The 24,427-nt window shown below is 30.6% G+C and carries 25 protein-coding genes and 1 tRNA gene; 11 read left to right on the top strand and 15 right to left on the bottom strand.

Annotation, left to right across the window (positions count from 1 at the left end; genetic code table 11):
* The first annotated feature begins 5 nt into the window (after window positions 1-5).
* Both ABWP60_RS03505 and ABWP60_RS03500 read left to right on the top strand, forming a co-directional pair.
* Complete coding sequence (locus ABWP60_RS03505; RefSeq protein WP_353148564.1) at window positions 6-1,394, top strand: UDP-glucose 6-dehydrogenase; 1,389 nt, start codon at window positions 6-8, stop codon at window positions 1,392-1,394.
* 389 nt (window positions 1,395-1,783) lie between these two features.
* Window positions 1,784-2,422: a peptidoglycan-binding protein LysM gene (locus ABWP60_RS03500; RefSeq protein WP_353148561.1), complete on the top strand. Its 639-nt coding sequence runs from the start codon at window positions 1,784-1,786 to the stop codon at window positions 2,420-2,422.
* On the opposite strand, the gene ABWP60_RS03495 is transcribed toward ABWP60_RS03500, so the two are convergent.
* Genes ABWP60_RS03495 through dnaA form a run of 3 tightly spaced genes read right to left on the bottom strand, consistent with a single transcriptional unit; the run spans window position 2,419 to window position 5,088 of the window.
* Complete coding sequence (locus ABWP60_RS03495; protein WP_353148558.1) at window positions 2,419-3,156, bottom strand: SAM-dependent methyltransferase; 738 nt, start codon at window positions 3,154-3,156, stop codon at window positions 2,419-2,421. The two genes, ABWP60_RS03500 and ABWP60_RS03495, sit on opposite strands and share 4 nt — an antisense overlap.
* A 38-nt stretch (window positions 3,157-3,194) precedes the next feature.
* Window positions 3,195-3,656, bottom strand: coding sequence for a low molecular weight protein-tyrosine-phosphatase (locus ABWP60_RS03490; RefSeq protein WP_353148555.1), 462 nt, complete (start codon window positions 3,654-3,656; stop codon window positions 3,195-3,197).
* Window position 3,657: 1 nt separating this feature from the next.
* The gene (gene dnaA, locus ABWP60_RS03485; RefSeq protein ID WP_353148552.1) at window positions 3,658-5,088 is read right to left on the bottom strand and encodes a chromosomal replication initiator protein DnaA; all 1,431 of its coding nucleotides are present in this window, start codon (window positions 5,086-5,088) and stop codon (window positions 3,658-3,660) included.
* 213 nt (window positions 5,089-5,301) lie between these two features.
* On the opposite strand from dnaA, the gene ABWP60_RS03480 reads away from it, so the two are divergent.
* Entirely contained in the window at window positions 5,302-5,706 is a 405-nt protein-coding gene (locus ABWP60_RS03480; protein WP_353148549.1) for an acyl-CoA thioesterase, read from the top strand.
* A gap of 114 nt (window positions 5,707-5,820) precedes the next feature.
* Here the strand turns inward: ABWP60_RS03480 and ABWP60_RS03475 are convergent, their stop codons facing one another.
* Genes ABWP60_RS03475 through ribD form a run of 3 tightly spaced genes read right to left on the bottom strand, consistent with a single transcriptional unit; the run spans window position 5,821 to window position 8,085 of the window.
* Window positions 5,821-6,444 (bottom strand): IMPACT family protein, encoded by a 624-nt coding sequence (locus ABWP60_RS03475; protein WP_353148546.1) that lies wholly within the window; start codon window positions 6,442-6,444, stop codon window positions 5,821-5,823.
* 2 nt (window positions 6,445-6,446) lie between these two features.
* The gene (locus tag ABWP60_RS03470; protein ID WP_353148543.1) at window positions 6,447-7,049 is read right to left on the bottom strand and encodes an HAD family hydrolase; all 603 of its coding nucleotides are present in this window, start codon (window positions 7,047-7,049) and stop codon (window positions 6,447-6,449) included.
* Window positions 7,042-8,085 (bottom strand): bifunctional diaminohydroxyphosphoribosylaminopyrimidine deaminase/5-amino-6-(5-phosphoribosylamino)uracil reductase RibD, encoded by a 1,044-nt coding sequence (gene ribD / locus ABWP60_RS03465; RefSeq protein WP_353148540.1) that lies wholly within the window; start codon window positions 8,083-8,085, stop codon window positions 7,042-7,044. Before ribD ends, ABWP60_RS03470 begins: the two co-directional genes overlap by 8 nt.
* A gap of 37 nt (window positions 8,086-8,122) precedes the next feature.
* Here ribD and ABWP60_RS03460 point away from each other — a divergent pair, with 37 nt between their 5' ends.
* Window positions 8,123-8,605 carry a GNAT family N-acetyltransferase gene (locus ABWP60_RS03460; RefSeq protein ID WP_353148537.1) on the top strand — a complete coding sequence of 161 codons (483 nt, stop codon included), beginning with the start codon at window positions 8,123-8,125 and terminating at the stop codon, window positions 8,603-8,605.
* 70 nt (window positions 8,606-8,675) lie between these two features.
* Window positions 8,676-9,542: a peptide chain release factor N(5)-glutamine methyltransferase gene (prmC, locus tag ABWP60_RS03455; protein WP_353148534.1), complete on the top strand. Its 867-nt coding sequence runs from the start codon at window positions 8,676-8,678 to the stop codon at window positions 9,540-9,542.
* Between the two features lie 73 nt (window positions 9,543-9,615).
* Here the strand turns inward: prmC and ABWP60_RS03450 are convergent, their stop codons facing one another.
* Complete coding sequence (locus tag ABWP60_RS03450; RefSeq protein WP_353148873.1) at window positions 9,616-10,857, bottom strand: ABC transporter permease; 1,242 nt, start codon at window positions 10,855-10,857, stop codon at window positions 9,616-9,618.
* Between the two features lie 284 nt (window positions 10,858-11,141).
* Between ABWP60_RS03450 and hisS the strand changes: the two genes are divergently transcribed.
* The 3 genes from hisS (at window position 11,142) to ABWP60_RS03435 (ending at window position 14,248) form a co-directional block, all read left to right on the top strand.
* Entirely contained in the window at window positions 11,142-12,512 is a 1,371-nt protein-coding gene (hisS, locus tag ABWP60_RS03445; RefSeq protein WP_353148531.1) for a histidine--tRNA ligase, read from the top strand.
* An 86-nt stretch (window positions 12,513-12,598) separates the two neighbouring features.
* Window positions 12,599-13,957: an MATE family efflux transporter gene (locus ABWP60_RS03440; RefSeq protein ID WP_353148528.1), complete on the top strand. Its 1,359-nt coding sequence runs from the start codon at window positions 12,599-12,601 to the stop codon at window positions 13,955-13,957.
* 60 nt (window positions 13,958-14,017) lie between these two features.
* The gene (locus ABWP60_RS03435; RefSeq protein WP_353148525.1) at window positions 14,018-14,248 is read left to right on the top strand and encodes a DUF8828 family protein; all 231 of its coding nucleotides are present in this window, start codon (window positions 14,018-14,020) and stop codon (window positions 14,246-14,248) included.
* Between the two features lie 75 nt (window positions 14,249-14,323).
* On the opposite strand, the gene ABWP60_RS03430 is transcribed toward ABWP60_RS03435, so the two are convergent.
* Window positions 14,324-15,889: a protein adenylyltransferase SelO gene (locus ABWP60_RS03430; RefSeq protein ID WP_353148522.1), complete on the bottom strand. Its 1,566-nt coding sequence runs from the start codon at window positions 15,887-15,889 to the stop codon at window positions 14,324-14,326.
* Between the two features lie 84 nt (window positions 15,890-15,973).
* Between ABWP60_RS03430 and ABWP60_RS03425 the strand changes: the two genes are divergently transcribed.
* The gene (locus ABWP60_RS03425) at window positions 15,974-17,458 is read left to right on the top strand and encodes an aminotransferase class V-fold PLP-dependent enzyme (RefSeq protein ID WP_353148519.1); all 1,485 of its coding nucleotides are present in this window, start codon (window positions 15,974-15,976) and stop codon (window positions 17,456-17,458) included.
* Between the two features lie 34 nt (window positions 17,459-17,492).
* On the opposite strand, the gene ABWP60_RS03420 is transcribed toward ABWP60_RS03425, so the two are convergent.
* Complete coding sequence (locus tag ABWP60_RS03420) at window positions 17,493-18,365, bottom strand: lysophospholipid acyltransferase family protein (RefSeq protein WP_353148517.1); 873 nt, start codon at window positions 18,363-18,365, stop codon at window positions 17,493-17,495.
* 118 nt (window positions 18,366-18,483) lie between these two features.
* Between ABWP60_RS03420 and ABWP60_RS03415 the strand changes: the two genes are divergently transcribed.
* Entirely contained in the window at window positions 18,484-19,122 is a 639-nt protein-coding gene (locus ABWP60_RS03415) for a rhomboid family intramembrane serine protease (protein ID WP_353148514.1), read from the top strand.
* Window positions 19,123-19,182: 60 nt separating this feature from the next.
* Here the strand turns inward: ABWP60_RS03415 and ABWP60_RS03410 are convergent, their stop codons facing one another.
* From ABWP60_RS03410 to ABWP60_RS03385, 6 genes are all read right to left on the bottom strand, one after another.
* Window positions 19,183-19,545 carry a hypothetical protein gene (locus ABWP60_RS03410; protein ID WP_353148511.1) on the bottom strand — a complete coding sequence of 121 codons (363 nt, stop codon included), beginning with the start codon at window positions 19,543-19,545 and terminating at the stop codon, window positions 19,183-19,185.
* 293 nt (window positions 19,546-19,838) lie between these two features.
* Window positions 19,839-19,919, bottom strand: a tRNA-Tyr gene (locus tag ABWP60_RS03405).
* 147 nt (window positions 19,920-20,066) lie between these two features.
* A complete protein-coding gene (locus ABWP60_RS03400; RefSeq protein WP_353148870.1) occupies window positions 20,067-20,513 on the bottom strand; it encodes a TlpA family protein disulfide reductase in 447 nt (148 codons plus the stop codon).
* Window positions 20,480-21,220, bottom strand: coding sequence for a DUF4369 domain-containing protein (locus ABWP60_RS03395; RefSeq protein ID WP_353148508.1), 741 nt, complete (start codon window positions 21,218-21,220; stop codon window positions 20,480-20,482). Before ABWP60_RS03395 ends, ABWP60_RS03400 begins: the two co-directional genes overlap by 34 nt.
* A gap of 162 nt (window positions 21,221-21,382) precedes the next feature.
* Window positions 21,383-22,396 (bottom strand): SIMPL domain-containing protein, encoded by a 1,014-nt coding sequence (locus ABWP60_RS03390; RefSeq protein ID WP_353148505.1) that lies wholly within the window; start codon window positions 22,394-22,396, stop codon window positions 21,383-21,385.
* Window positions 22,397-22,422: 26 nt separating this feature from the next.
* The gene (locus tag ABWP60_RS03385; protein ID WP_353148502.1) at window positions 22,423-23,334 is read right to left on the bottom strand and encodes an SIMPL domain-containing protein; all 912 of its coding nucleotides are present in this window, start codon (window positions 23,332-23,334) and stop codon (window positions 22,423-22,425) included.
* 160 nt (window positions 23,335-23,494) lie between these two features.
* Between ABWP60_RS03385 and ABWP60_RS03380 the strand changes: the two genes are divergently transcribed.
* Window positions 23,495-24,427: a hypothetical protein gene (locus ABWP60_RS03380; protein ID WP_353148500.1), complete on the top strand. Its 933-nt coding sequence runs from the start codon at window positions 23,495-23,497 to the stop codon at window positions 24,425-24,427.

The raw sequence follows: 24,427 nt of genomic DNA, 5'->3' as shown, positions 1-24,427 counted from the left end.
ATAAGATGATTAAAAATATTTGTTGTATTGGTGCAGGTTATGTTGGTGGTCCAACTATGGCCGTAATTGCTCAAAAATGTCCACATATTAAGGTGACTGTTGTAGATTTAAATCAGGATAGAATTAATGCTTGGAACAATGAAGATGTATGTTTATTACCTATTTATGAACCCGGTTTAGATGCGGTTGTAAAAGAGGCAAGAGGAAGAAATTTATTCTTTTCCACTGAAGTAGATCAAGCAATTTATGAAGCAGAATTAATTTTTATTTCAGTAAATACACCCACCAAAACCTATGGAGTAGGAAAAGGCATGGCTGCAGATTTAAAGTATATCGAATTATGTGCCAGACAAATTGCTCGTGTAGCAAAAACAGATAAAATTGTTGTTGAAAAATCGACGTTACCAGTTCGAACAGCCCAAGCCATAAAAGATATTTTAGATAATACAGGAAACGGTGTAGACTTTCAAATTTTGTCGAATCCTGAATTTTTAGCAGAAGGAACAGCAATTGAAGATTTGTTTGCTCCAGATAGAGTGTTAATTGGAGGAGATAGTACAGTTGAAGGCCAAGAAGCCATTCGTAAATTGGTTGAGGTGTATGCAAATTGGGTAAACAAAGATCTTATTTTAACAACAAATGTTTGGTCATCCGAATTATCAAAATTAACAGCAAATGCTTTTTTAGCGCAGCGTGTTTCCTCAATTAACGCGATGAGTGAATTGTGCGAAAAAACAGGTGCCGACGTAAATGAAGTAGCAAAAGCCATTGGTTTAGATAGTCGAATTGGCTCAAAATTTCTAAAATCATCTGTAGGTTTTGGTGGATCTTGTTTTCAGAAAGATATTTTAAACTTAGTGTATATCGCTAAATCCTATGGATTAAATGAAGTTGCCGATTATTGGGAGCAAGTAATCATTATGAATGACCATCAAAAGCGACGTTTTTCTAATAATATTATAAGTACCTTGTATAATACTGTTTCTGGAAAAAAAATAGCTTTTTTAGGTTGGGCCTTTAAAAAAGATACCAATGATACTCGTGAATCTGCTGCTATTTATGTGGCAAATGATTTAATAAGTGAACGTGCAAATATTGCCGTTTTTGATCCGAAAGTTGAAGAAAATCAAATTCTTTCGGATTTAAATTATTTAGAATCTCGTTCAGAAGAAGAAAATAATAAGTACATTTCAGTAGAAAAAAATGGTTACGACGCATGTAAAAATGCTCATGCCATTGCTATTTTAACAGAATGGGATGAGTTTAAAACTTACGATTGGCAAAAAATATATGATAATATGTTGAAGCCTGCTTTTGTTTTTGATGGAAGAAATGTATTAAATAAAACAGAATTAGAAAAAATTGGATTCATTTATCAAGCAATTGGGTCCTAAAATATGCTTTTTTATTCCCTTCATTTTGCTGTTTTTTACCAATAATTTTTATTTTATATTGGTTTGTTTTCAATAAAAATAAATCATGGTAAAATAGTTTATTAATATAGCAAGTTATTATTTTTATGCTTGTTTGGATTGGCGTTTTTTTTATTATTACTTTTTTTTTCTAAATTTTTGGTTTTCTCTTAAGGCCTACTAATCAACATTTTTATACCAAAATTTGACCGTTTCTGTATCTTAATAAAAAGTTAATTACTTGATTTTCAGAAAAATAATAAAAAAAGTTATATCTTTGTCAAGTTAATTCAATTGGAGTGGTATGATTTATGTCAATCAAACACAATGTAAAAAATGATTTTTTTTACCCTTTTGAGAAATAAATTTACATGAGAAAAGACATTTTTTATTTTGGAGTTGCCCTTGCATTTATTGTAATAATTAGCTCTGGTTTTAGTGCATTTAAAGAGGAATCTGTAACAGGATTTCATATCGATGATTCGGAAGTTTACGAGTATCGAGTACCTTCAAAAGACGAATCGGTCAAGTTGAATTTTTCTATACCTTATTCAGGAAATACTTTTATCGGATTCACACAAGCTATAGGTGTAAAAGAATCTGCTGGTATTTACACTTTGGTTAATCCTTATGGTTATATGGGGAAATATCAATTCGGAAAAAGCACTTTAAGACACATTGGTGTTTACAACTTCAAAAACTTTCTTAATAATCCTATCTTACAAGAAAACGCTTTTTATGCCTTATTGTGCATAAATAAATGGGAGTTAAGAAAAGAAATTAAAAATTATTCGGGTAGAATAATTAATGGAATCAAAATTACAGAATCGGGATTGTTAGCGGCAGCACATTTATCAGGTGCAAGTTCAGTAAAAGCTTATCTTAGAAGTAATGGAAAAAATGGTTTTAAAGACGGATTTGGAACTTCTTTAAGATCTTACATTAAAAAATTTAATGGATATGATACTTCTAACGTAATATCAAATAGATTCGCAAAGGTAACTGATTAATTTTTTTGAATAATAAAAATACAAGGTCGATTATGTAAATCGACCTTTTGTTTTTTCCAGTCGTTCACCGTTTTTGTTTTTATATATTCTGTCGGTAGCGTAACATCGCATGCTATACATAAATTAGTTTGCGGATGAAGTGTGGTTAAAATATCTTCTAAGAATTTATTATTTCTATACGGCGTTTCCATAAAAAGTTGCGCCTGATTTTTTTCTTGAGACCATTTCTCTAAATTTCTCAAGGCACTTTTCTTTTCGTTTTTATCAATAGGTAAGTAGCCAGTAAAAGCAAAATTTTGACCGTTCATGCCGCTAGCCATTAATGCTAAAAGAATAGAACTTGGTCCTACTAATGGGACTACTTGAATTCCTTTTTCGTGAGCTAATTTCACAATCACAGCTCCTGGATCAGCAACTCCAGGGCATCCGGCTTCACTCATTACACCCATACTTATACCGTTTAATAGCGGTTGAATCATCTCATTATGTTCGCTAACTTCAGTATGTTTGTTTAAGGACCATAATTGTAAACTAGGTTGCGATTTATCTGGGCAAATTGCTTTGATACATTTTCTAGCCGTTTTTTCATTCTCAACTATATAATTATCTAAAAGTTCAATACATCTTCTAATGGTTTGTGGTAAAACGTCGTTAGGATCAACTGATACTTCACCAGGATTGGATAAAGTACAAGGGATTAAATATAATTTACCATATGTTGAAGTTGAATTCATTGTATATTTTTTAGTAAAGAAAATGAGTTTAAATAAAACTAATTTGATTTAATTTTTGAAGCAATTATGGTACATACTTCTTCTAATAAATGAAAGACATGTTCAAAATCTTCCATTTCACCGTAATATGGATCCGGTACTTCAAAATTATTGTTTGTGTGTAATTCTTTTAAAATTACTTTTACTTTTTGTTTGGATTTTTCATCAGGTGCTAAATCAATTACATTTCTGTAATTTGAGGTATCCATTACATAAATATAATCAAAAGTTTCAAAATCAGATTTCGTAATTTGTCTACACTTTTGTTGGCTTATGTCTATGCCGAATTTTTTTGCAGTTAAAATAGAACGTTTGTCTGGCGCCGCACCAATATGATAATTAGCCGTTCCGGCACTATCAATAAAATAATCTTGTTTTGGGAGTTTTGATTGTAAAATACCTTCTGCTAACGGTGAACGACATATATTGCCTAAACAAACCATTAAAACCTTGGTGGGCATTTTATATACTCAGCTTTTTGTTAATGTCTTCCACAAACTTTTTAAATTGTTTGTCGGTAGCCACTAAATTGTCAACTGTTTTTACAGCATGCAATACGGTTGCATGGTCTCTATCGCCAATTTGTGAACCAATATTTGCCAATGATGCTTTTGTGAATTTTTTAGAAAAATACATAGCTAATTGACGCGCTTGAACAATGTGACGTTTTCTGGTTTTCGATTTTAAAGTTTCTGTATCTAATTGGAAATAATCGGAAACCACTTTTTGGATATAGTCAATAGATATTTCACGTTTGATATTTTTCACAAACTTCTCTACAACTTGCTTAGCTAGTTCTATGTTAATCTCACGTTTGTTAAATGAAGATTGTGCAATTAATGAAATAATAGCCCCTTCTAATTCTCTTACGTTTGATTTAATATGTTTTGCTACGTATTCTAAAATTTCATCCGGCATTTCAACACCATCACGGTATAAGATATTTCTTAAAATAGAAATTCTTGTTTCATAATCGGGTTGGTGTAATTCAGCAGACAATCCCCATTTGAAACGAGATAATAAGCGTTGCTCAATATCTTGCATGTCTACAGGTGCTTTGTCTGAAGTTAAAATGACTTGTTTGCCGTTTTGGTGTAGGTAATTGAAAATATGAAAAAATACATCTTGTGTTCCCGCTTTTCCAGATAAAAATTGGACATCGTCAATAATTAATACATCAATAAGTTGGTAGAAGTGAATGAAATCATTTCTAGTATTTTTCTTTACAGATTCGATATATTGTTGCGTGAAAATTTCAGCAGAAATATATAAAACGGTTTTCTCAGGGAATTTATCTTTAATTTCAACTCCAATTGCGTGTGCTAAATGCGTTTTTCCTAAACCAACGCCACCAAAAATTAATAATGGATTAAATGATGTACCACCTGGTTTATTAGCTACAGCCATACCTGCGCTTCTTGATAATCTATTAGAATCGCCTTCTAAAAAATTATCAAAACTATAATTTGAATTTAATTGAGATTCGATTTTTACATTTCTGATACCTGGAATAATAAACGGATTTTTCAATTCCGGATTTTTATTCACAATCGGCACATCAATTTCTTGTGTTTTCACCGAACTGCGATAGGTACTTGGAATTTGTTCAGTAAATGGAAGTTTGTTACCAGAAGTGTTTTCCATTTTAATTTTATACACTAGCTTTGCTTGGTTTCCAAGTTCTTTAGTTAAAGCAGTTTTTAAAATAATTACAAAATGTTCTTCCAGCCACTCGTAAAAGAATTTACTAGGCACTTGAATGAGTAAGGCATTATCTTCTGAAAGGCTTATTGCTACAATAGGTTCAAACCACGTTTTGTAGGCTTGTTCCGTAATGTTGTCCTTGATAAAGGACAAGCAATTATTCCAGACAGATTTTGCTGCATTAATCATAATTTGTTGTAATTTTTAAAATTTTCTAAACCTAATTTGAGAAAAATAAGAGTAAATCTTTATTTTTGCGTAGATATTTATTGGGAGAGCAAATATGTGAATAAAATTATTTAAAAAAAAATCAAAAGCTATTGTAATTTAAAAAATATTATTGTATATGATTTTTTTAATTATAAAAAATAAAAATTTTAAGCCATAAATATAAATAAAATAATGAGAGAACACGAATTTTATGTACGAGTTAGGTATGCAGAAACCGATCAAATGGGAGTGGTATATCACGGAAATTACGCTCAATATTTTGAAATGGGTCGAGTAGAGTGGCTAAGAAATTTAGGAATTTCCTACAAATGGATGGAAGAAAACGGCGTAATGCTCCCGGTAGTTTCTCTTGAATTAAATTATAAAAAACCAGCTCGTTATGACGACGTATTGCGAATAAAAACTATACTTAAAAGTCAGAGCACTGTAAAAATAGAATTTGATTACGAAATATTTAATGAGCAAAATCAATTATTAACAACCGGCTATTCGATGCTTGTTTTTGTTGATATGAAAACCGGAAGACCAATTATACCACCAAAATACCTTTCAGATAAAATTGGTGAAATATTATAACAGATAAAATTAAAATTGATCAATTGTTTAATAAAGTTTAAAAGGAGTAACTTCAGTGGATTTTTTTAAATATTACTTTTAATATCTCCTCAAAAAAATAGTAAAACTAATTTTTTATTTCTCAATTTCTTCAATTTCAATTTCAAATAAAGATTTGAAAATAGCAACGATTTCTTTGGCATTTTTTTTCCTTGTAGCAATCTGAATTTCGCAATTCATTTCCATTTTCTGTTGAACAATTTGAATGTTTTTCTCTTTGATAATTCGCATTACTTTGTTCATGTTTTTATAATCAAAAGTAATTTTGAACTGTTTGTCAATGGTTTTTTCAATGATATTTGCTTCCGCTAATGTGAGTTGAGCCGTAATTTTATAAGCTGAAATTAATCCACCAACGCCTAATTTTACGCCGCCAAAATAGCGTACAACTACTACTAATACATTAGTGATTTCAAAGGATTGTATTTGCCCATAAATAGGCATTCCAGCGGAATTACTTGGTTCGCCATCATCGTTAGCTCTAAACTTAATATTTTCTGTCCCAATTTGATAGGCAAAGCACCAATGTCGTGCTGAAAAATGATCTATTTTTAATTGATCAAGGTGTTTTTTAACTTCAAGTTCTGAAGTAATAGGGTAAGCATAACCAAAAAATTTACTGTTTTTTTCTTTAAATAAAATATTTTCAACTGAAATTTCAATGGTTTTATAGGTGTCTTTAATTTGAAAATCTTGCAATTTTATAGTATTTTTTTATCGAATAAATTGGTTACATCTTCTTGTCCTACAAGTATTTGCCAAGTATTTATGCCTAAAGTTCTTGCAACTTCAATATGTTCAATAGAATCATCAACAAAAAGGGTCTTTTTTGGATTTAGATTATTATGCTTCAAAATTAAGTTAAAAACTGCTTCATCTGGTTTTCTTATTTTAATTTCATAGGAAAAATAAACTTTATTAAAATGGGCATAAAATTCTCTTGCAAAAGTTAAACCTACTTGATGTTCAAATGTATCAATATGTGTTGGATTCGTATTGCTTAATAAAAATATATCGTACTTGTTTTGTAGTTTTTCTAAAAATTCTAATCGTTCTAGAGGAAAATCACCAATAATAGCATTCCAAGCTTCTCTAATTTCTACAAGCTCGGCATTTGGCAGGTCCTTCTGAATGGTTTCCATAAATTGCAATTCATCTATTTTGCCTGTTTCAAATAAAATAGCAGCGGCTTTTAAATCGTCCGTCCAAGCGTTTAATCCTAATTTTTTAAACGCATCAGCACTCGCTTGATGATTCAAGTTTAAAAATACATCTCCTAAATCAAAAATTATCGCTTCAATCATAATTTATGTATGTTTTTAGTTGGTTATTTTTAATTTTTATAGTTCTTTCGGGAATAAAATTAAATTCAGGACGTTTTACGCCCTCTAAAATTTTTGTCTCAGCTATAAAAACCCTTGCTTCATCCCATAAATGGTTATTTATAAATTGTTGCAAGGTAAATGTGCCGCCTTCGATAATAACAGATTGAATGTTTTTTTCAAATAAATGAGTTAAGATATTAGAAATCAAATGACTATCAAACTGTATACATTCATAAGCGATATTTATCGAATGTACACAATTTTCTTGTTCCGTAAAAATTATTGTCGGATTTTTTTTGTTTTTTACATTAAATCCATCCGGAATTTTATTAGATTTATCAATAATAATTCGAGTGGGATGCTCTCCAAACCAATCTCTAGCATCTAAACTTGGATTGTCATTTAAAACAGTTGTCGTTCCAACTAAAATAGCTTGTTCTTCCGTTCTATATTTATGTGCCAATTGCCTAGAATAGTCGTTTGAGATAGCAAAAGAGGTCTTTGAATTAGGTAAAAAAGGCGCAATAAATCCATCTGCTGTTTCTGCCCATTTTAGTATAATATAAGGTCGCTTTTTGTTGTGAAATGTAAAAAATCTTTTATTCATTCTCAAACATTCTGCCTCTAAAACATTTAGTACAACTTCGCAACCGGCTTGTTTTAATTTTTCAACACCTTTTCCGGCCACTTCTGAAAAACTATCGATACAACCAATCACTACTTTCGGAATTTTATGTTCGATAATTAAATTTGCACACGGAGGTGTTTTTCCAAAATGACTACACGGTTCTAAACTTACATAAATGGTGCTTTTGGAAAGTAATTCTTTGTTTTTTACAGAATTAATGGCATGTACTTCTGCATGTGGTTCACCCGCTTTTTGGTGCCAACCTTCCCCAATAATTTTTCCATTATATACAATTACGCTTCCTACTAACGGATTAGGGTATGTGGTGCCTAAACCATTTTTAGCCAATTGCAAACAGCGTTTCATGTATATTTCATGCTCAATCATCTTACAAATTTAGTACTTTTACATTTTATATTTGCAAATGAATTATATAATAAGAGAAATTGAACCGAAAGACAATTTGAAAATCGCAGCCGTGATAAGAAATGTCTTTGAAGAATTAGATGCTCCAAAAGTAGGAACTGCTTATGCTGATCCGCATTTAAATACTTTATTCGAAGTATATCAAAAAGACAACGAAATTTATTTTGTATTAGAAAATGACGAAATTATATTAGGAGGTTGTGGAATTGGAAATTTAGTGGATGCCGAAATTAAAATATGCGAATTACAAAAAATGTATTTAGCAAAAGAGGCTCGTGGAAAAGGAATTGCAAAAGAATTAATGCAAAAATGTTTAATATTTGCTAAACAAGTGGGTTATGATAAATGCTACATTGAAACTTTACCATTTATGAAAGATGCGCAAAAATTATATGTAAAATCAGGCTTTACATACATAGACGGACCTTTAGGTGCTACAGGACATACTACTTGCGATGTTTTTATGATTAAAGATTTGTAAAATGTTTAATACAGATTTGCACAAATTTTCACCAATTAATTTGTGGTAATTGGTGTTTAAAAAATATAAAATGAATATTAAAAGTTTAAAAACGTATTTTTTTACTGAATTGCAAACCATTCAGGAAGATGCAGAAATAGAAAGTTTCTTTTTTATTTTGACGGAATTTCTTCATAATTTAAAAAGAATTGACGTTTCTCTACATCCTGATTTTGAAGTTTCTGAGACAGATTTTGAAAAATGGCAATCCATAATTTCAGAACTAAAAACCGAAAAACCAATTCAATATATCACTGGTGAAGCCTGGTTTTATGGCTTACGATTTGAAGTCAACGAAAACACGTTAATTCCACGTCCTGAAACAGAAGAATTAGTAGAATGGATTGTTGATGGGTTAAAGATAAAAGGTAAAGGGCAAAGGGTTTTAGATATCGGTACAGGTTCGGGTTGTATTCCAATTGCTTTGAAAAAAGAAATTCCAAGTGCCCAAGTTTCAGCAATTGATATTTCAGAAAAAGCACTCAAAATGGCTCGTAAAAATGCTTTAAATAATCAAGTGGAGGTGAATTTTATTCAACAAGATATTTTACAAACTTCAAATCTTCAAATTTCCAAATCTTCAAATTTCCTTTTCGATGTTATTGTTTCCAATCCGCCATATGTTCGAAATTTAGAAAAGCATGAAATAAAAAAAAATGTGTTAGATTACGAACCGCATTTAGCCTTGTTTGTAGATGATTCGGACGCGTTATTATTTTATAGAAAAATTGCTCAATTGGCATTGAAAAGCTTAACACCAAACGGAAAATTATTTTTTGAAATCAATCAATATTTAGCAAAAGAAACGGTTGAATTAGTAGAACAATTAGGTTTCAAAAACATTGAATTGCGCAAAGATTTTATAGGTAATGATAGAATGATTTGTTGTGGTTTATAATTTCAATATTCAATATTGAAAATTCGTTGTTTAAAATTACGAATAACGAACTTGGAACAACGAATTTTGAAGTTTATTCATAACGCAACGCTTCAACAGGATCTAACTTAGAAGCTTTAATTGCAGGATACAATCCAGAAATAATAGTTACAATAAATGTAGTAACAAAAGCTGCAATTATTGCCATCCAAGGTATTACAAACTCAAAACCAGCTACGGAAGCAATTAATGTACCGAGTAACAATCCTAAAATTATTCCAATTATTCCACCAATCTGGCTGATGACAAAGGTTTCGGTAAAAAATTGCCAAGCAATGGTAATACTTTTTGCACCAAGCGCCTTTCTTATACCAATTTCTCGTGTTCTCTCTGAAACGGAAACCAACATTATATTCATCAATGCAATTGTAGATCCAAAAATAGTTATGGCGCCAATAGCAATTGCTGCAATGTTAATTACGGCAATATTTTCTCCTAATTTCTGAATTAAATCGTCGCTGCGTTTGATGCCGAAATTTTCTTTCTCAACCGGATTTAATTTTCTAACACGACGCATGGTTACTATCGAATTATCAACGGATTCGTCTAATAATTGTTTGTTACTAATTTTTACAGCTATATCATAATTTATATTTGGCTGCGAAAAAATAGAACGTGCAATTTGAATGGGAAGTATAATTCGTAAATCTTGATTATTTCCGAAAGTCGCCCCTTTTTCTTTCAATAATCCAATTACTTTAAATTTAGCACCTCGAACAGAAATAGTTTTGTCTATAGGATTAACACCTTCAAACAACCCATCTTTAAAGTTGGCACCAACAATACATACATAATTATTGTTGTCTACGTCAAAGGAATTAAAATTTCTACCCGATTCCAAGTCGAAACCATTATTTGGAATAAAATTTTCGTCAGCTCCTAAAACGGTAATTTCTGGATCTGTTTTTTTGTTGTCAAATTTTACTTCTGCATTCGCTGAAGCTGTAAAGGATAATGAAGTGGCTGTAAAAGGAAAGTTAAATTTATCTTTAAATGCTTTAGCTTGTGGATAACTAATAATTGGATTTATTTTTTGAGCACCGTCATTTCGGCTAATTTGTTCCGAAAAATCATACTGACTTATAGAAAATGTATTGGCACCCATTGAAGCAAAATTTCCAAATAGATTATTTTCTAAAGCTTTGGTTAAAGTTAAAATTCCTACCAAAAAAGTAATCCCAATAACAATAATAAAAACTGTTAAAAAGGTTCGCAATGCCTGACTTCTAATAGAGTCAATAGCAATTTTTGTGTTTTCTTTAAATAATCCAATCATGTCTATTTGACTACCTTTTGTTTTAAATGTTACATGATTTTTGAAAAGAATATAGAAAATAGAGTATAGAGTAAAGAATATAGATTTTGACATATTTGGAACACAGATTAAACAGATTTTATAAATTATTAAAATTTCTTAAATCTGTGTGGTCAATATTCTTGATTCTATAATTGATATTGAACTTTTTCCTTAGCTCATTTTTTCAATTGTCATTTAAAAGTAAGATATTTGCAATTCAATAATTGATAATTGGCAATTTGCCGCATCAACACAGTACTATTATGGCATCCAAACCTAGTATTCCAAAAGGAACTCGCGATTTTTCATCTACAGAAGTAGCTAAACGGAATTATATATTTTCTATTATAAAATCTAATTTTGAACAGTTTGGTTTTCAACCTATTGAAACCCCTTCTTTTGAAAATTCGGATACATTAATGGGAAAATATGGAGAAGAAGGCGATAGATTGATTTTTAAAATATTGAACTCGGGAGAGTATTTAGATAAAGTTTCAGTAGAAGATTTATCTGTAAAAAATACTAAAAAAATTACTGGTCAAATCTCAGAAAAAGCATTGCGTTATGACTTAACTGTGCCTTTTGCTCGTTATGTCGTACAGCATCAAAACGAATTAGAATTTCCGTTTAAGCGATACCAAATACAACCCGTTTGGCGTGCGGATAGACCACAAAAAGGCCGTTTTAGAGAATTTTTTCAATGCGATGCCGATGTGGTGGGAAGCAATTCGCTTTGGCAAGAAGTGGAATTTGTACAATTGTACGATACCATTTTTACTGCTTTAGGTTTAAAAGGTGTACACATAAAAATTAACAATCGTAAAATATTATCTGGGATTGCAGATGTAATTGGTGCTTCAGATAAATTAATTGATTTTACGGTTGCGTTAGATAAATTAGATAAAATTGGAGAAGACGGTGTAAAAAAAGAAATGCTTGAAAAAGGTATTTCTGAAGCAGCCATTGAAAAAGTACAGCCGCTTTTCAATTTTACAGGAACCATTCCTGAAAAAATAGAAAAATTAGCCACGCTTTTAGCATCTTCAAATGAAGGTTTAAAAGGTGTTGAAGAGTTGAAATTCATCTGTAATGCTATTAATGAATTGGGTTTACAATCAGCAAATTTAGATGTAGATGTTACATTAGCTCGTGGTTTAAATTATTATACAGGTGCCATATACGAAGTAGGCGCTCCAACTGGTGTCGACATGGGTTCGATAGGTGGTGGAGGTCGTTACGATGATTTAACTGGAATTTTTGGATTAAAAAACATGAGTGGTGTGGGAATTTCTTTCGGATTAGATCGAATTTATTTGGTTTTAGACGAATTAGGTTTGTTTCCAGAAACAGTAACCACAACTTCAAAAGCGTTATTTATAAATTTTGGTGAAGCTGAAACACTATTTTCCTTAAAAGCCATTTCCCAAATAAGACAAAATAATATTAAAGTCGAAATGTATCCAGATGCGACTAAAATGGCTAAACAATTTCAGTTTGCTGAGAAAAAAGGCATTCAATTTGCAGTTTTAGTTGGTGAAGAAGAAATCAAACAAAATCAATATAAAATTAAAGATTTAGTTTCTGGTGAACAAGAAACGGTTTCGTTAGACCAATTAATAGAAAAATTAAAATAAATTACTAGATAGATAGACAGATTTCAAAGATTAAAACGGATTTTAATTTGTGAAAATCCGTGAAAATCTGTGTAAAATAAAATAGAATGAAAAAATATTTCAAAGAATTCAAATACAATTTCAATTTAGCGTTACCTGTTATTTTAGGTATGGTCGGTCATACGTTAGTTGGAGTAGTAGATAATATTTTTGTAGGACAATTAGGTTCTACAGAATTAGCTGCGGTTTCTTTAGGAAATAGTTTTGTGTTTATTGGAATGTCTATTGGAATTGGATTTTCTACAGCCATCACACCAATTATAGCGGAATTTGATAGTACAAAAGATAGAGAAGGCGGAAGAACTGCTTTTCAAAACGGATTAATTTTATGTACCATTTTAGGTTTTGGATTGTTCTTTTTGTTGTTTTTTGCTAAACCTTTGTTGTCCTATATGAACCAACCAGCAGATGTAGTAAAATTGGCCAAACCGTTCTTAGATATTGTTGGTTTCTCATTGGTGCCTCTTGTGATTTTTCAAGCATATAAACAATTTGCAGACGGTATGAGTGAAACCAAATATTCCATGTATGCCACAATTTATGGAAACATTATCAATGTAGTAATTAATGCTTTATTGGTTTTTGGATTGTTTATGTTTCCAAAAATGGGAATTGTAGGATCTGCGATTGGAACATTATTAGCACGTGTATTTATGGTCATTTATATGCACTATATATTGTCTAAAAACGAAAAATTCAAATCTTTTTTCAAGTATTTTGGTTGGCAATCTTTTCAGAAAAGTGTTTCAGATAAAATTATTAAGTTGGGAATTCCTTCCTCATTACAAATGTTTTTTGAAGTCGCTTTATTTACAGGCGCCATTTGGTTATGTGGTATGATTGGAACAACCAGTCAGGCAGCCAATCAAATTGCGTTAAGTTTGGCTTCGCTAACCTTTATGTTTGCTATGGGATTAAGTGTTACTGCTATGATTCGAGTGGCCAATCAAAAAGGATTAAATGATTATAAAAAATTAAATACGGTAGCCCATTCTATATTTCTAATGGCGATTATTTTAGAAATTATTTTTGCAGTGGTTTTTATGTTAGGAAGCCAGTTTTTTCCTTCGTTTTTTGTAAATTCAGAAATGGCATTAAATGCATCTGAAATTAAAGAAGTACTTTCTGTATCATCAAAATTATTAATAATTGCTGCATTTTTCCAAATTTCAGACGGAATACAAGTAGTAGTTTTAGGCGCATTACGTGGTTTACAAGATGTAAAAGTGCCTATGTATTTAACCTTTGTAGCCTATTGGATTATTGGTTTTCCAATATCTATTTATTTAGGTTTATATACAAATTTAAAAGCCGAAGGCGTTTGGATTGGCTTATTAGCCGGATTAACAGCTGCAGCACTAATGCTTTATCTAAGATTTAGATTTCTATTAAAACAACATAGATAAATATCTTAAAAAGATTTGTACTTTTGAAAATTGAAAATTTATAATTCAAAATTTTAAAAAATGGAATTACCAAAATTTGTTATAGGAGACAACACCGATTTTCCAGATGATATTTTTATCATTCATTTAGAATATCCGCGATTTTTTATCAATCTTAAAGATGATTCTGTAGAATTTTTAGAAGATGTTGAAGAAGAAGATCAAACCGAGCTAGAAGCCGAAATGGAACATTTAATTACCCTGGCCGGTGAATTTTATGACAGAGAAATGGAACGTTACGAAAAAGCATAAATAAAAACCGATAGTTAATCTATCGGTTTTTTTAATCTAACAACCTAACAATCTAAGAAGTCTAATAAGTGTATACTAAGAACTACAACTTAGCATAGAACTTCCAATTTTTTCTCTTGCCCAATCGGGTCTTTTAGCAAACCATTTTTCAAATTTGGGTTGTTCCTCATACGGATCCAAAAGCAGTTGGTATAATTCATTTAATAACGAATAATCTTCTTTTTCTGCCAATTCAATCGCCATTTGAGCCATATAATTTCGCAAAACATATTTCGGATTAACCGAATTTTGAAGCGTTTTTCGGTCGTTATTTGAAAGGACTTCTTTATTTAAAAGTGTTACATAATTTGCAAACCAAAAATGCCAAGTTTCTAAAATAATTCCTGTAACTTCTTCAGGTTTGTAAAACGCGTCCGTAATTTTTGCTACACAAGCTTCACTTGTATCTGTTTTTTCAATCTGATTTAAATTTCTAAAAAAAATCGTATAATCTGTTTCCGTTTGCTCTAAATTATAAAGCAATTGTTGAATCAGATTTTCGTTTTCGTCATTTTTTAATGTAATACCGAGTTTTTTCAGCATCATTTCTAAAAAATCTTCCTCGTATTTTTTGGCAAAATCATTTAGAATTTCTTCCAAAGGCTCCGCTTCTTCAATTAGCGGATATAAAGCATTTGCTAATTGGTATAAATTCCATAAAGCAATATTTGATTGGTTGCCAAAACGGTATCTTTTGCCTGCTGCATCTGTTGTATTTGGTGTCCAATTCGGATTGAAATCTTCAAGCCATCCGTAAGGTCCGTAATCAATTGTAATGCCGTGAATACTCATATTGTCGGTATTCATTACACCATGTACAAAACCTACACGTTGCCAATGTAGTATTAATTGTCTTGTTTTTTCGGCAACAGTTTTAAAAAATGTAAGGTATTTTTCTTTTCCTGTTATATTAATTTCAGGATAATAATTTGTAATCGTATAATCGGCAAGTAATTTTAAATTTTCAATATCATTTTGAGACGAAAACAATTCAAAACTTCCAAACCGAATAAAACTTGGCGCAATTCTACATACAATAGCTCCTTTTTCTAATGCGGCATTTCCATCATACATAACATCTCGAACCACTTCATCGCCAGTAGAAACTAAAGATAACGAACGGGTTGTTGGAACGCCCAAATGAAACATAGCTTCACTACACAAATGTTCTCGAATAGACGATCGTAAAACCGCCAAACCATCAGCGCGTCTGGAGTAGGGTGTAGGGCCAGCACCTTTTAATTGTAAAGTAAAAAGCTGATTGTTATGTTCAATTTCTCCAAGTACAATTGCTCTTCCGTCTCCAAGTTGTCCTGCCCAATTTCCAAATTGATGTCCGGCATAGTTCATAGCAAATGGTTTAGCATTTCCTATAATTTCGGATCCAGAAACCAAATTTAAAAACGATTCAGATTGTACAAAATCATCCGAAAAACCAATTAAATCTTGAACTTCTTTTACCAGATGAAGTAGTTTTGGATGACTAGGTATTTTTGGTTTTACAAATGAAAAAGCAGCATTATTTACTTGACGCGTAAAGTTTTCTTCAATAGGATCTGAAGGCAAATTTGTGGTAAACTTATGAAGAAACTGAATTGACATGGGTTTTTAATAATTTACAAAGTTACAGAATAAAATTTTTATAAAATATTTAATAAAATGTATATTTGTACCAAATTTCATAGCATGATTGCAATAGAAACAAAATCTAAGTTAGAAACTTATTTTCAGCAGTATAGAAAAGATATCATTGGTATAAATCAATCTTTTTTGTCGCCATTTGGAGAACAAAACATTGTTTATACAGATTGGACAGCAAGCGGCCGATTGTATCGACCAATTGAAGAAAAACTAATGAATACTTTCGGACCTTTTGTAGCTAATACGCATACAGAAACTTCTATTACAGGAACAGCTATGACAATGGCATATCATGAAGCGCGTCATATTATAAAAGACCATGTAAACGCAACCGACAACGACGTATTGATTACAGACGGAACGGGAATGACAGCGGTAGTAAATAAATTTCAGCGTATTTTAGGGTTGCGAATTCCTGAAAACTTAAAAGAATATACCACCATTCCAAATGAAATTAAGCCCATTGTGTTTATTTCACATATGGAGCATCATTCTAATCAAACTTCTTGGTTAGAGACTATTGCTGATGTGGTAGTGATTCCAGCGGATGAAAACGGTTTGTTTTCTATAGATAATTTTACAAAATTAGTACACCAATATAAGGATAGAAGTTTTAAAATTGCCTCTATTACATCATGTTCTAACGTAACGGGAATAAAAACTCCTTATCATGAAGTAGCAAAAATTATGCATCAAAATAATGGCGTTTGCTTTGTTGATTTTGCTTGTTCTGGACCTTATGTGGAAATTAACATGCATCCAGAAGATAAAGAAGCGTATTTAGATGCTATTTTCTTTTCGCCACATAAATTTTTAGGCGGACCAGGTTCTTGTGGTGTGATGATTTTTAATAAAGAATTGTATAAAAACAACATTCCAGATTGTCCAGGTGGTGGAACAGTTTCTTGGACCAATCCATGGGGAGAACACCAATATATCGACAATATTGAAGACAGAGAAGATGGTGGAACACCAGGTTTCTTACAAGTAATCAAATCCGCACTTGCTATTCAGTTAAAAGAGAAAATGGGGGTACAACACATCTTAGATAGGGAACACGAATTGGTAGACTATATTTTTGAACGATTAGCACCAATTGAAAACATAAATATTTTAGCAGCAGAGCACAAGGATAGGTTAGGGGTAATTTCATTTTACATTACCGATTTACACTTTAATTTAGGTGTAAAATTATTAAACGATAAATTCGGTATTCAAGTTCGTGGAGGTTGTAGTTGTGCAGGTACATACGGGCATTATTTACTGAATGTCAATCAAGAAACATCAAATTCTATTACTTGCAGTATTAACGAAGGTGATTTAACCAATAAACCAGGTTGGATTAGAATGTCAATTCACCCTACAACTACTTCAGAAGAAATTCAGTTGGTTTGTGATGCAATTATTGATGTAGCAGAAAACTTCACCACATGGCAAGAAGATTACGTGTATCATCCTACTAAAAACGATTTCAATCATAAAGACGATACCAAGCCAGAAGTAGCTATGGTGAAAAGTTGGTTTCATTAACATAAAAATTATTTTTTACAACACCCAACACCCATTACCTCATATGCTTCCAACGTTTATGCGTCCATAAGTAAAATTCTGGTGCCTCATAAATTTGTTGTTCTACTAATTTTAGGAAATTATCGGTGATTTCATAATTTGGAACATCTTTTGTATTTCCATCCGATAGCACTTCAAAACTAGCTTCATAATACCCACGTTTTAGTTTCTTTGTCTTTAAGAAAATCACATTCATATCGTATTTTTTGGCTAACATTTCGCCTCCGGTATGCACAGGAACTTCAATACCCATAAATTTTTGCCAGTGATGGGTAGCACTTAATTTAGGAGACTGATCACTAACTAAACCATAAACGCTAAACGTTTTGTTTCTATAATTTGATGCCATCGTAGGAATGGTTTCTTTACTATCGATTAAATGGCTTTTAAATTTAGAACGAATTTTTCGTACTAATTTATCAAAATACGGATTGGCTAATTTTTTATATACGCCATAACCCTTGAAGTGAATATGATAATTCATAGAAACGGCCCATTCATAACTTGCATAATGCGCACATAACAAAGCAATACTCTTTTCTTTTTTTTCTAAATCATAGTACACTTCCATATTTGAAAAGGTGTAGCGTTTTTCAATTTCTTTTTTTGAAATAGATAATGTTTTTATCATTTCAAGAAACAAATCGCACAAGTGAGCGTAGAATTTTTTCTCAACAACCGCTCTTTCTTTTCCAGATAGATGCGGAAGTGCTAAGGCAATATTACCACGAACCACTCTTTTTCGATATTTAAAAATGCGATAAACAAGAAAGTATACACAATCAGATAATAAGTACAATACAGGAAAAGGTAGTATAGAAATTATCCAAATGAAAGGGTAAATGATAAGATATAATAGAAATTGCATGAATGTTTTTTTTACAAATATACATGTTTTGTAATTTCTTAGAAAATTATGACATAATATGTTTTTTTATTGATTTTTCAATATTTATAGTACCTTTAGCTTCATTAAATTATTTGATATGTATTCTGTTTCCACCATTATTATTGCAATTACAACCTTGGCTACGTTTATGGGTTTGTCTAATGCTACATTTTTTGATCGTTTTAAATTCAACATTTCAAAAATTAAATCAGGCGAACAATTTCGAATGATTACTTCTGGTTTTTTACATGCCGATTGGTTTCATTTTGCATTTAATATGTTTAGTTTTTGGAGTTTTGCCAATTTTTTAACTCAAGAATTTAGTACTACAAATTTTCTAATTATTTATTTTGGAAGTATGTTAATCGGTAGTTTGTTAACCTATTATATTCATAAAAATGAGCTCCATTATTCTGCTATTGGTGCTTCTGGAGCAGTAACAGGAATTATTTATTGTGCCATTTTGTTGTATCCAGAAATTGAGCTAAGAATGTTTTTTGCCATCCCTATTCCGGGATATATTTTTGCGTTTCTATATTTGGGGTATTCCGTTTATGGTATGAAAGGAAGATACGATAACATTGGGCATACCGCACATTTGGGTGGTGCTATTGGCGGTTTAATAATAACATTACTTTTGGTACCAAGTTTGTTTCAATCCCGATTAATTTTTATTGGTATTTTATTAATCCCAATTGCGGTTTTGATGTATTTAGTAAAAACCAAAAAATTATAAATTTGTTTAAAAAATTTGAATTCTAGCTAGTCAGCTTTTGAAGGTTATTTTTTTTATTTATCAAATTTTCAATTTTTTGTTTTCGGTAAATTCTACTCGATATTTTATCTCACAAATTTTAATTGATTTTTTATTTTTTATAAAGACTAAAACTAATTTGAAATCATCTATGGCAACATATTCAGATAAATTTGATAAATCTATTTTGTACTTTTTTTCAATTTCTTCAGGAATTGAATAAGGATAAATTATGAAGTAATTATCCCATTCAAAATCTGTTAAATTATCTAAATCGATAGGTTTCTTTTCTTTTAAATATTCTGATTTTATCTTGTGTGTTAAATCTCTATCAAAATTTAACTGAATAAAAGACTCACAAGAAGTTAACGTTACACTAAAAATTATTAAGAATGTTTTTTTCATATTTTTTATTTTTTTTCTGCTTTTTTCCAAGCAAAATAACGTCCAACTTGTATATGAATATATCTTAAAATTATAGTTTTTACTTTATCAAAAATATCAAAAAAATCTTACAAATCATCAATTGGGCTTTTAATTTGTATAAGTGATTAGTAGTCCTGATTTTTTTTAACTCATTAGTTTAATAAAAAGAAACTACTTCTTAGATGGTTAATAAATTCGCCTTGGAAAGATTATGTGAGTCGTTTTTTACCAACTTTATAAACAAAAAAAGCACCTCGTTAGAAGTGCTTTAGTGGGGAGAGCAGGATTCGAACCTGCGAAGTTTTCACAGCAGATTTACAGTCTGCCCTCGTTGGCCGCTTGAGTATCTCCCCAGGCCATTTCTATTGCAAATATAGAATTGTTTTTTATTGTGGCAAACTTATTTTTATGTAATGTATAAAATTTTTATAACGTTCTGGAAATTAATAGCATAAAAAAATCCCATTTAATTCTTTCAAACTAAATGGGATAATTATTTATTATTTTATACCTAATATTTCTTTTATTTTAGCTTTTAATTCTTCGCCGCTAAGGTTTTTAGCTACAATATTTCCTTTTGCATCTAATATAAATGTGGCAGGAATTTGATCAACTTCATATGCCGTTGCAATAGGATCTTCCCAACCTTTTAAATTAGAAACCTGAGTCCACGTTAATTTATCTTTAGCAATGGCTGCTTTCCATTTTGCAGCCTCTTCATCTAAAGAAACGCCAATAATATTTAATCCTTTACTGTGCAATTCATTATAAATGGCAACTACATTTGGATTTTCTGCTCTACAAGGTCCACACCACGAAGCCCAAAAATCAATAATAGTAACTTTTCCTAACGATTCTTTTAACGAAACGGTTTTGCCATCTGTCGTTTTTGCAGAAAAATCAGGCGCTTTAGTTACTTTTTTTTTTCTGGAGCCGCAGCTTTTAATTGTGCGTCCAATGCTTTTTTTACGTTTTTACCGCTTTTAGTTCCGTGTAGTTTTTTGTCTAATTTATCAAAAGCATCTTTGGCCTCTTTTCCTTGCATCATTCCTCGGCTAACATAATTTTCTAAAAACAACATTGAAAGTATTGAACTCGGATTGTTTTTCATAAAATCTTTAGATTTTGCATCCATCTTTGCAGAAATAGACTGCGCTAGTTTGCCATATTCTTGATTTAATTGCGTTTGAACCGCTACATCATTCGTTTCCATAGCTTTTTTCATTGCCTCATTATTGTTTTTCTGAAAATCCATTATCGGTTTGTTAATAATAACCGATTCATCTGTATATTTTTGAAACAAGTCATTGTCAGTTGTTCCTGAAATTCTAGATTTCTGAATGTCTTTGATATCAAAAGCAATTTCTATCGTACCACTTTCAATAATAAAAGGAAGTGCTTTTTTTGATTGATATTGTGGGTCAATTACACCATCAATACTAATAATTCCAATTTCTGGAAGTTCACTTTTTCCTTCAAATTCAAATTTTCCTTCTTTGATTTCTACTGTATCCATTGCTATCGGGCCCATTTCACCAGAACCTTCTAAAAATACTTTGGTGCCGTCTTTCACTCCTTTTGCTGTTCCTTCAACTTTAAATTTATTGCAAGAAATTAATATTAATGCCGAAAATAATAGTACTACTTGTTTCATTGTTTTTTTTCTAAATGGTTATCCTGAAAAATTCAGTTTTTATTTTTAATAAATGCAAATGTAGTATTTTTTTAGGATTTATAAAATCTTACTAAAACATAAAATCCTCAACTTAAATGAAAATTAATTTAAAGTTGAGGATTCATGAATTGATAGTTATTATTATAGGGCGAGTGGCTTAATATCTCCGGTTGCTGTAATTATATAATATCTATTATTTCTTATAATGGTGTTTTTTGGAAGTTGGTCTTCACGTAATTTGATTCGAATGGTTAAATCGTAAAATATTTGAATGGTTGGTTCTGTTATATCTGCATTTACCACAAAAGTGTGTGATTTTGCTAGCGATGCGTCATAAAACTGCGTAGTATTTTTTCTAATGTTGTTGACTTGACTATCAGGTGAAAAGTTGGTTGCTGCCTGACTATAAGCCGTATATGCTTTGTAACTTTCCATTGGGTATAAAGTCGTATATCCTTCTACTAATGTTTTTTCTTTTTTAAACAAATCAGTATTCATAATGGCAGAATAATTGGTTAGCATTTGTTTATATTCCTCTGATGCTTTAAGTTGTAACACATCTCTAATATGATCTAAATTACTGGTTACATAATCTACTTTTGCTAAATCATAAATTTCTTGTTTGGCACAAACATTCATGATTTTGTTTAAATCGTTGGTGTTCTTAAACTTTATGATTAGATTTTTTTTTAATTCAAACCCACTAGGTTTTTCGTTATATGTTTTCGGATTAAAAAGTTTTTTTGTTACCTCATAATCATACATAGGTACAAAGGATATCATATCTGTAATCACATCAATTTCAGGATTAAATGTTTTCAGTTGTTGCATTACAGCTTCTAATCTTTCGTCCATTAAATTCGTAACTTCTTCTGCGGTTTTTCCAACTTGTAATACGCTAAACACGGCTTTCTGACAACTTGCTTTTTCATTGTAAATTCCTTTTATGTTAATCACCATTTCGTTGTCATTACTATATGATGTCTGAATTGTAGGTACATCCCGATTGTGGTAGGCATTTGGATTTTGATAATTGAAGTTGCCACTCATTTCTTTTTTTGAAAGATCCTCCTGATTTACATTTCCAGAATGTTGTGCAACTAAAGTAGCACTTACTACTAATGCTACTGCTAAAAGTGTGTTTTTTGATTTCATAATTAATTGATTTTTAAGGATTAAAATTATTTTTTATTTTGGTTTGCTAATTTTACTGAGATGTTTATGGTTAGAATATATTGTACGCCAACTTCAGTTTCTGCGGCATGTATGACTTTGTCAAAACCTCTACAATCTATTCCGTTGTAATAATAGGTAGTATTTTTTCTTTCTTTTTTGATGACCCTAGCGGTGTAATTATTGTAATTTGTTTCAAATTCAGTAGTTTCAAACGCTTTGTATTCATTGTATTGGGTTTCCGGAAACACAAAATAAAATTGTTCACTCATGTTTACTTGACCGGTTTCAGTTCTATTAAATGCCCGTAAGTATTTGTCTTTTTTTGATCTGCAAATTTTCAAAGCTTCGTCAAAAATTTCATCATGAATAGCAGTTAAATCATCATTTAAATAGTCAACTTTTACGATATCATAAATTTTAAATTCTGCTGCAGTTTTTATAATTAAATCAATGTTTTCCAACCTATTTGTTGCGATAATTATGTTCTTTTTAATCTCAAATCCTTTTTCATATTCTTTAATAGTATCTCTAATAAATTGGTTGTCGTATATTTTTGATTGTGAAATAAAATCTACAGAAATAGCTTCTTTTTTTATTCCAAAATATTTTAATTTCGAAATTAAATCGGAAATTCGATTGTTAATTTGATTGTCGCAGGAAATGGACGATTTACTTTCTTCGTTAACACCCAGAGTAATTAGAAATTGATCTGCTTTTTGATTCAATAAGACTTTCGTTGTTATGAATAACATCGAATCATTCATAGTAATATTTGGACTTGTATTTATTATAGTTGTATTTTCATTTCTATGATACGTATTGTTTTTATCTTTATAAATTTGATTGCCGCTAATTTGCGCGAATAAAGAATTAGACAATACGTGCATTGCAATTAATAAGGGAATTTTAGCATTCATATTAGTTTGTTTTAAAAGTTTAACAAGGCAAACATATCACAACACCAAAATTTTTTCTTGGTAAAACCACTGTATTAGTAATGTAAAGTATTTTCAGTACATTTACAGCCGTTTTACAGTAGTAAAAAAAGAAAGAACTACTACTTTTGAAAAGCAATTTATGACCGATTTAGAACTATTTTATCAACTTAAAAAATGCGTTTTGGTGCAATACCAAAACAGCTATCCTTATTTTAATGGAAGTTGGAAAAGTTTTAGTACCCAAGATATTTTGAATCTAATTGATGACATACAACTTACAACTAAACAGACGGTTAGCGAAAAGTGGATATATACCCATTTGAAACCTGAAACCAACCAAAAACTACCACGAAAGGATATGTTAGATATTTTAAGTGTGTATGTTGGAAAATCGGGTTGGGATGAATTTGTTTTTAATAATAATGTCAATAAAAATGACAATAGCAATAACAATAATAATAGCAATAGCAATAACAATAAGAATGTAGGGTTTGGTTTCAGTAAGAAATTTGGAATTTGGATGATGTTTTTAGGTAGTTTAAGTATTGGATTTTTTATTTGGAAGTTCGCCTCAAAAGAGGAACAAAAATTAGAATTTCAAAATAGTTTTACTAAAGATTCTATTGCAAAAGATGAAGTAAAAGCCTATATTGTTGAAGATACTGTAGAAAAGCAAATTGACATAAATTCTTCCACTTTTAAAATAGATAAAGCCACTAAAGTAGTACTTAAAAGCCCATTTTATAAGCCAAAAGAAATCACTATTTTGCCAAATGAACCAATAACTAGTGTAGAACTAAATCCAAACGATTACGCCATGATGCTAAAAGCTTTTATGAAAAGCGACATTAAAGATTGGCAAACCAGAAAAGAACAACTAAATAAAATTTTATCGGACAATTTAGAAGTAATGGTGATGTTACAAAATAATTTAGGAGCGGAATATTTTAATAAACAAGAATTTTCTCAAAAAGTAATTTTACCTACAGCATCCTTGAAAAAATTAAAAATTGTTGAGTTGAAACAAGAAAATGACAATAAAATATCTTTTTTAAGATTAACAACAGAATAA

Source organism: Flavobacterium sp. (assembly GCF_040402895.1).
In the GTDB taxonomy this organism is placed as follows: domain Bacteria; phylum Bacteroidota; class Bacteroidia; order Flavobacteriales; family Flavobacteriaceae; genus Flavobacterium.
The sequence above is the reverse complement of the archived record's forward strand: the minus strand, read 5'-3'. Positions and strand labels throughout refer to the sequence as shown.

Bases quoted from the DNA above. Each gene is read 5' to 3' on its own strand.
- ABWP60_RS03505 (WP_353148564.1), top strand. From the start codon at position 6: ATGATTAAAAATATTTGTTGTATTGGTGCAGGTTATGTTGGTGGTCCA.
- ABWP60_RS03500 (WP_353148561.1), top strand. From the start codon at position 1,784: ATGAGAAAAGACATTTTTTATTTTGGAGTTGCCCTTGCATTTATTGTA.
- ABWP60_RS03495 (WP_353148558.1), bottom strand. From the start codon at position 3,156: ATGAATTCAACTTCAACATATGGTAAATTATATTTAATCCCTTGTACT.
- ABWP60_RS03490 (WP_353148555.1), bottom strand. From the start codon at position 3,656: ATGCCCACCAAGGTTTTAATGGTTTGTTTAGGCAATATATGTCGTTCA.
- dnaA (WP_353148552.1), bottom strand. From the start codon at position 5,088: ATGATTAATGCAGCAAAATCTGTCTGGAATAATTGCTTGTCCTTTATC.
- ABWP60_RS03480 (WP_353148549.1), top strand. From the start codon at position 5,302: ATGAGAGAACACGAATTTTATGTACGAGTTAGGTATGCAGAAACCGAT.
- ABWP60_RS03470 (WP_353148543.1), bottom strand. From the start codon at position 7,049: ATGATTGAAGCGATAATTTTTGATTTAGGAGATGTATTTTTAAACTTG.
- ribD (WP_353148540.1), bottom strand. From the start codon at position 8,085: ATGATTGAGCATGAAATATACATGAAACGCTGTTTGCAATTGGCTAAA.
- ABWP60_RS03460 (WP_353148537.1), top strand. From the start codon at position 8,123: ATGAATTATATAATAAGAGAAATTGAACCGAAAGACAATTTGAAAATC.
- prmC (WP_353148534.1), top strand. From the start codon at position 8,676: ATGAATATTAAAAGTTTAAAAACGTATTTTTTTACTGAATTGCAAACC.
- ABWP60_RS03450 (WP_353148873.1), bottom strand. From the start codon at position 10,857: ATGATTGGATTATTTAAAGAAAACACAAAAATTGCTATTGACTCTATT.
- hisS (WP_353148531.1), top strand. From the start codon at position 11,142: ATGGCATCCAAACCTAGTATTCCAAAAGGAACTCGCGATTTTTCATCT.
- ABWP60_RS03440 (WP_353148528.1), top strand. From the start codon at position 12,599: ATGAAAAAATATTTCAAAGAATTCAAATACAATTTCAATTTAGCGTTA.
- ABWP60_RS03435 (WP_353148525.1), top strand. From the start codon at position 14,018: ATGGAATTACCAAAATTTGTTATAGGAGACAACACCGATTTTCCAGAT.
- ABWP60_RS03430 (WP_353148522.1), bottom strand. From the start codon at position 15,889: ATGTCAATTCAGTTTCTTCATAAGTTTACCACAAATTTGCCTTCAGAT.
- ABWP60_RS03425 (WP_353148519.1), top strand. From the start codon at position 15,974: ATGATTGCAATAGAAACAAAATCTAAGTTAGAAACTTATTTTCAGCAG.
- ABWP60_RS03420 (WP_353148517.1), bottom strand. From the start codon at position 18,365: ATGCAATTTCTATTATATCTTATCATTTACCCTTTCATTTGGATAATT.
- ABWP60_RS03415 (WP_353148514.1), top strand. From the start codon at position 18,484: ATGTATTCTGTTTCCACCATTATTATTGCAATTACAACCTTGGCTACG.
- ABWP60_RS03410 (WP_353148511.1), bottom strand. From the start codon at position 19,545: ATGAAAAAAACATTCTTAATAATTTTTAGTGTAACGTTAACTTCTTGT.
- ABWP60_RS03395 (WP_353148508.1), bottom strand. From the start codon at position 21,220: ATGAAACAAGTAGTACTATTATTTTCGGCATTAATATTAATTTCTTGC.
- ABWP60_RS03390 (WP_353148505.1), bottom strand. From the start codon at position 22,396: ATGAAATCAAAAAACACACTTTTAGCAGTAGCATTAGTAGTAAGTGCT.
- ABWP60_RS03385 (WP_353148502.1), bottom strand. From the start codon at position 23,334: ATGAATGCTAAAATTCCCTTATTAATTGCAATGCACGTATTGTCTAAT.
- ABWP60_RS03380 (WP_353148500.1), top strand. From the start codon at position 23,495: ATGACCGATTTAGAACTATTTTATCAACTTAAAAAATGCGTTTTGGTG.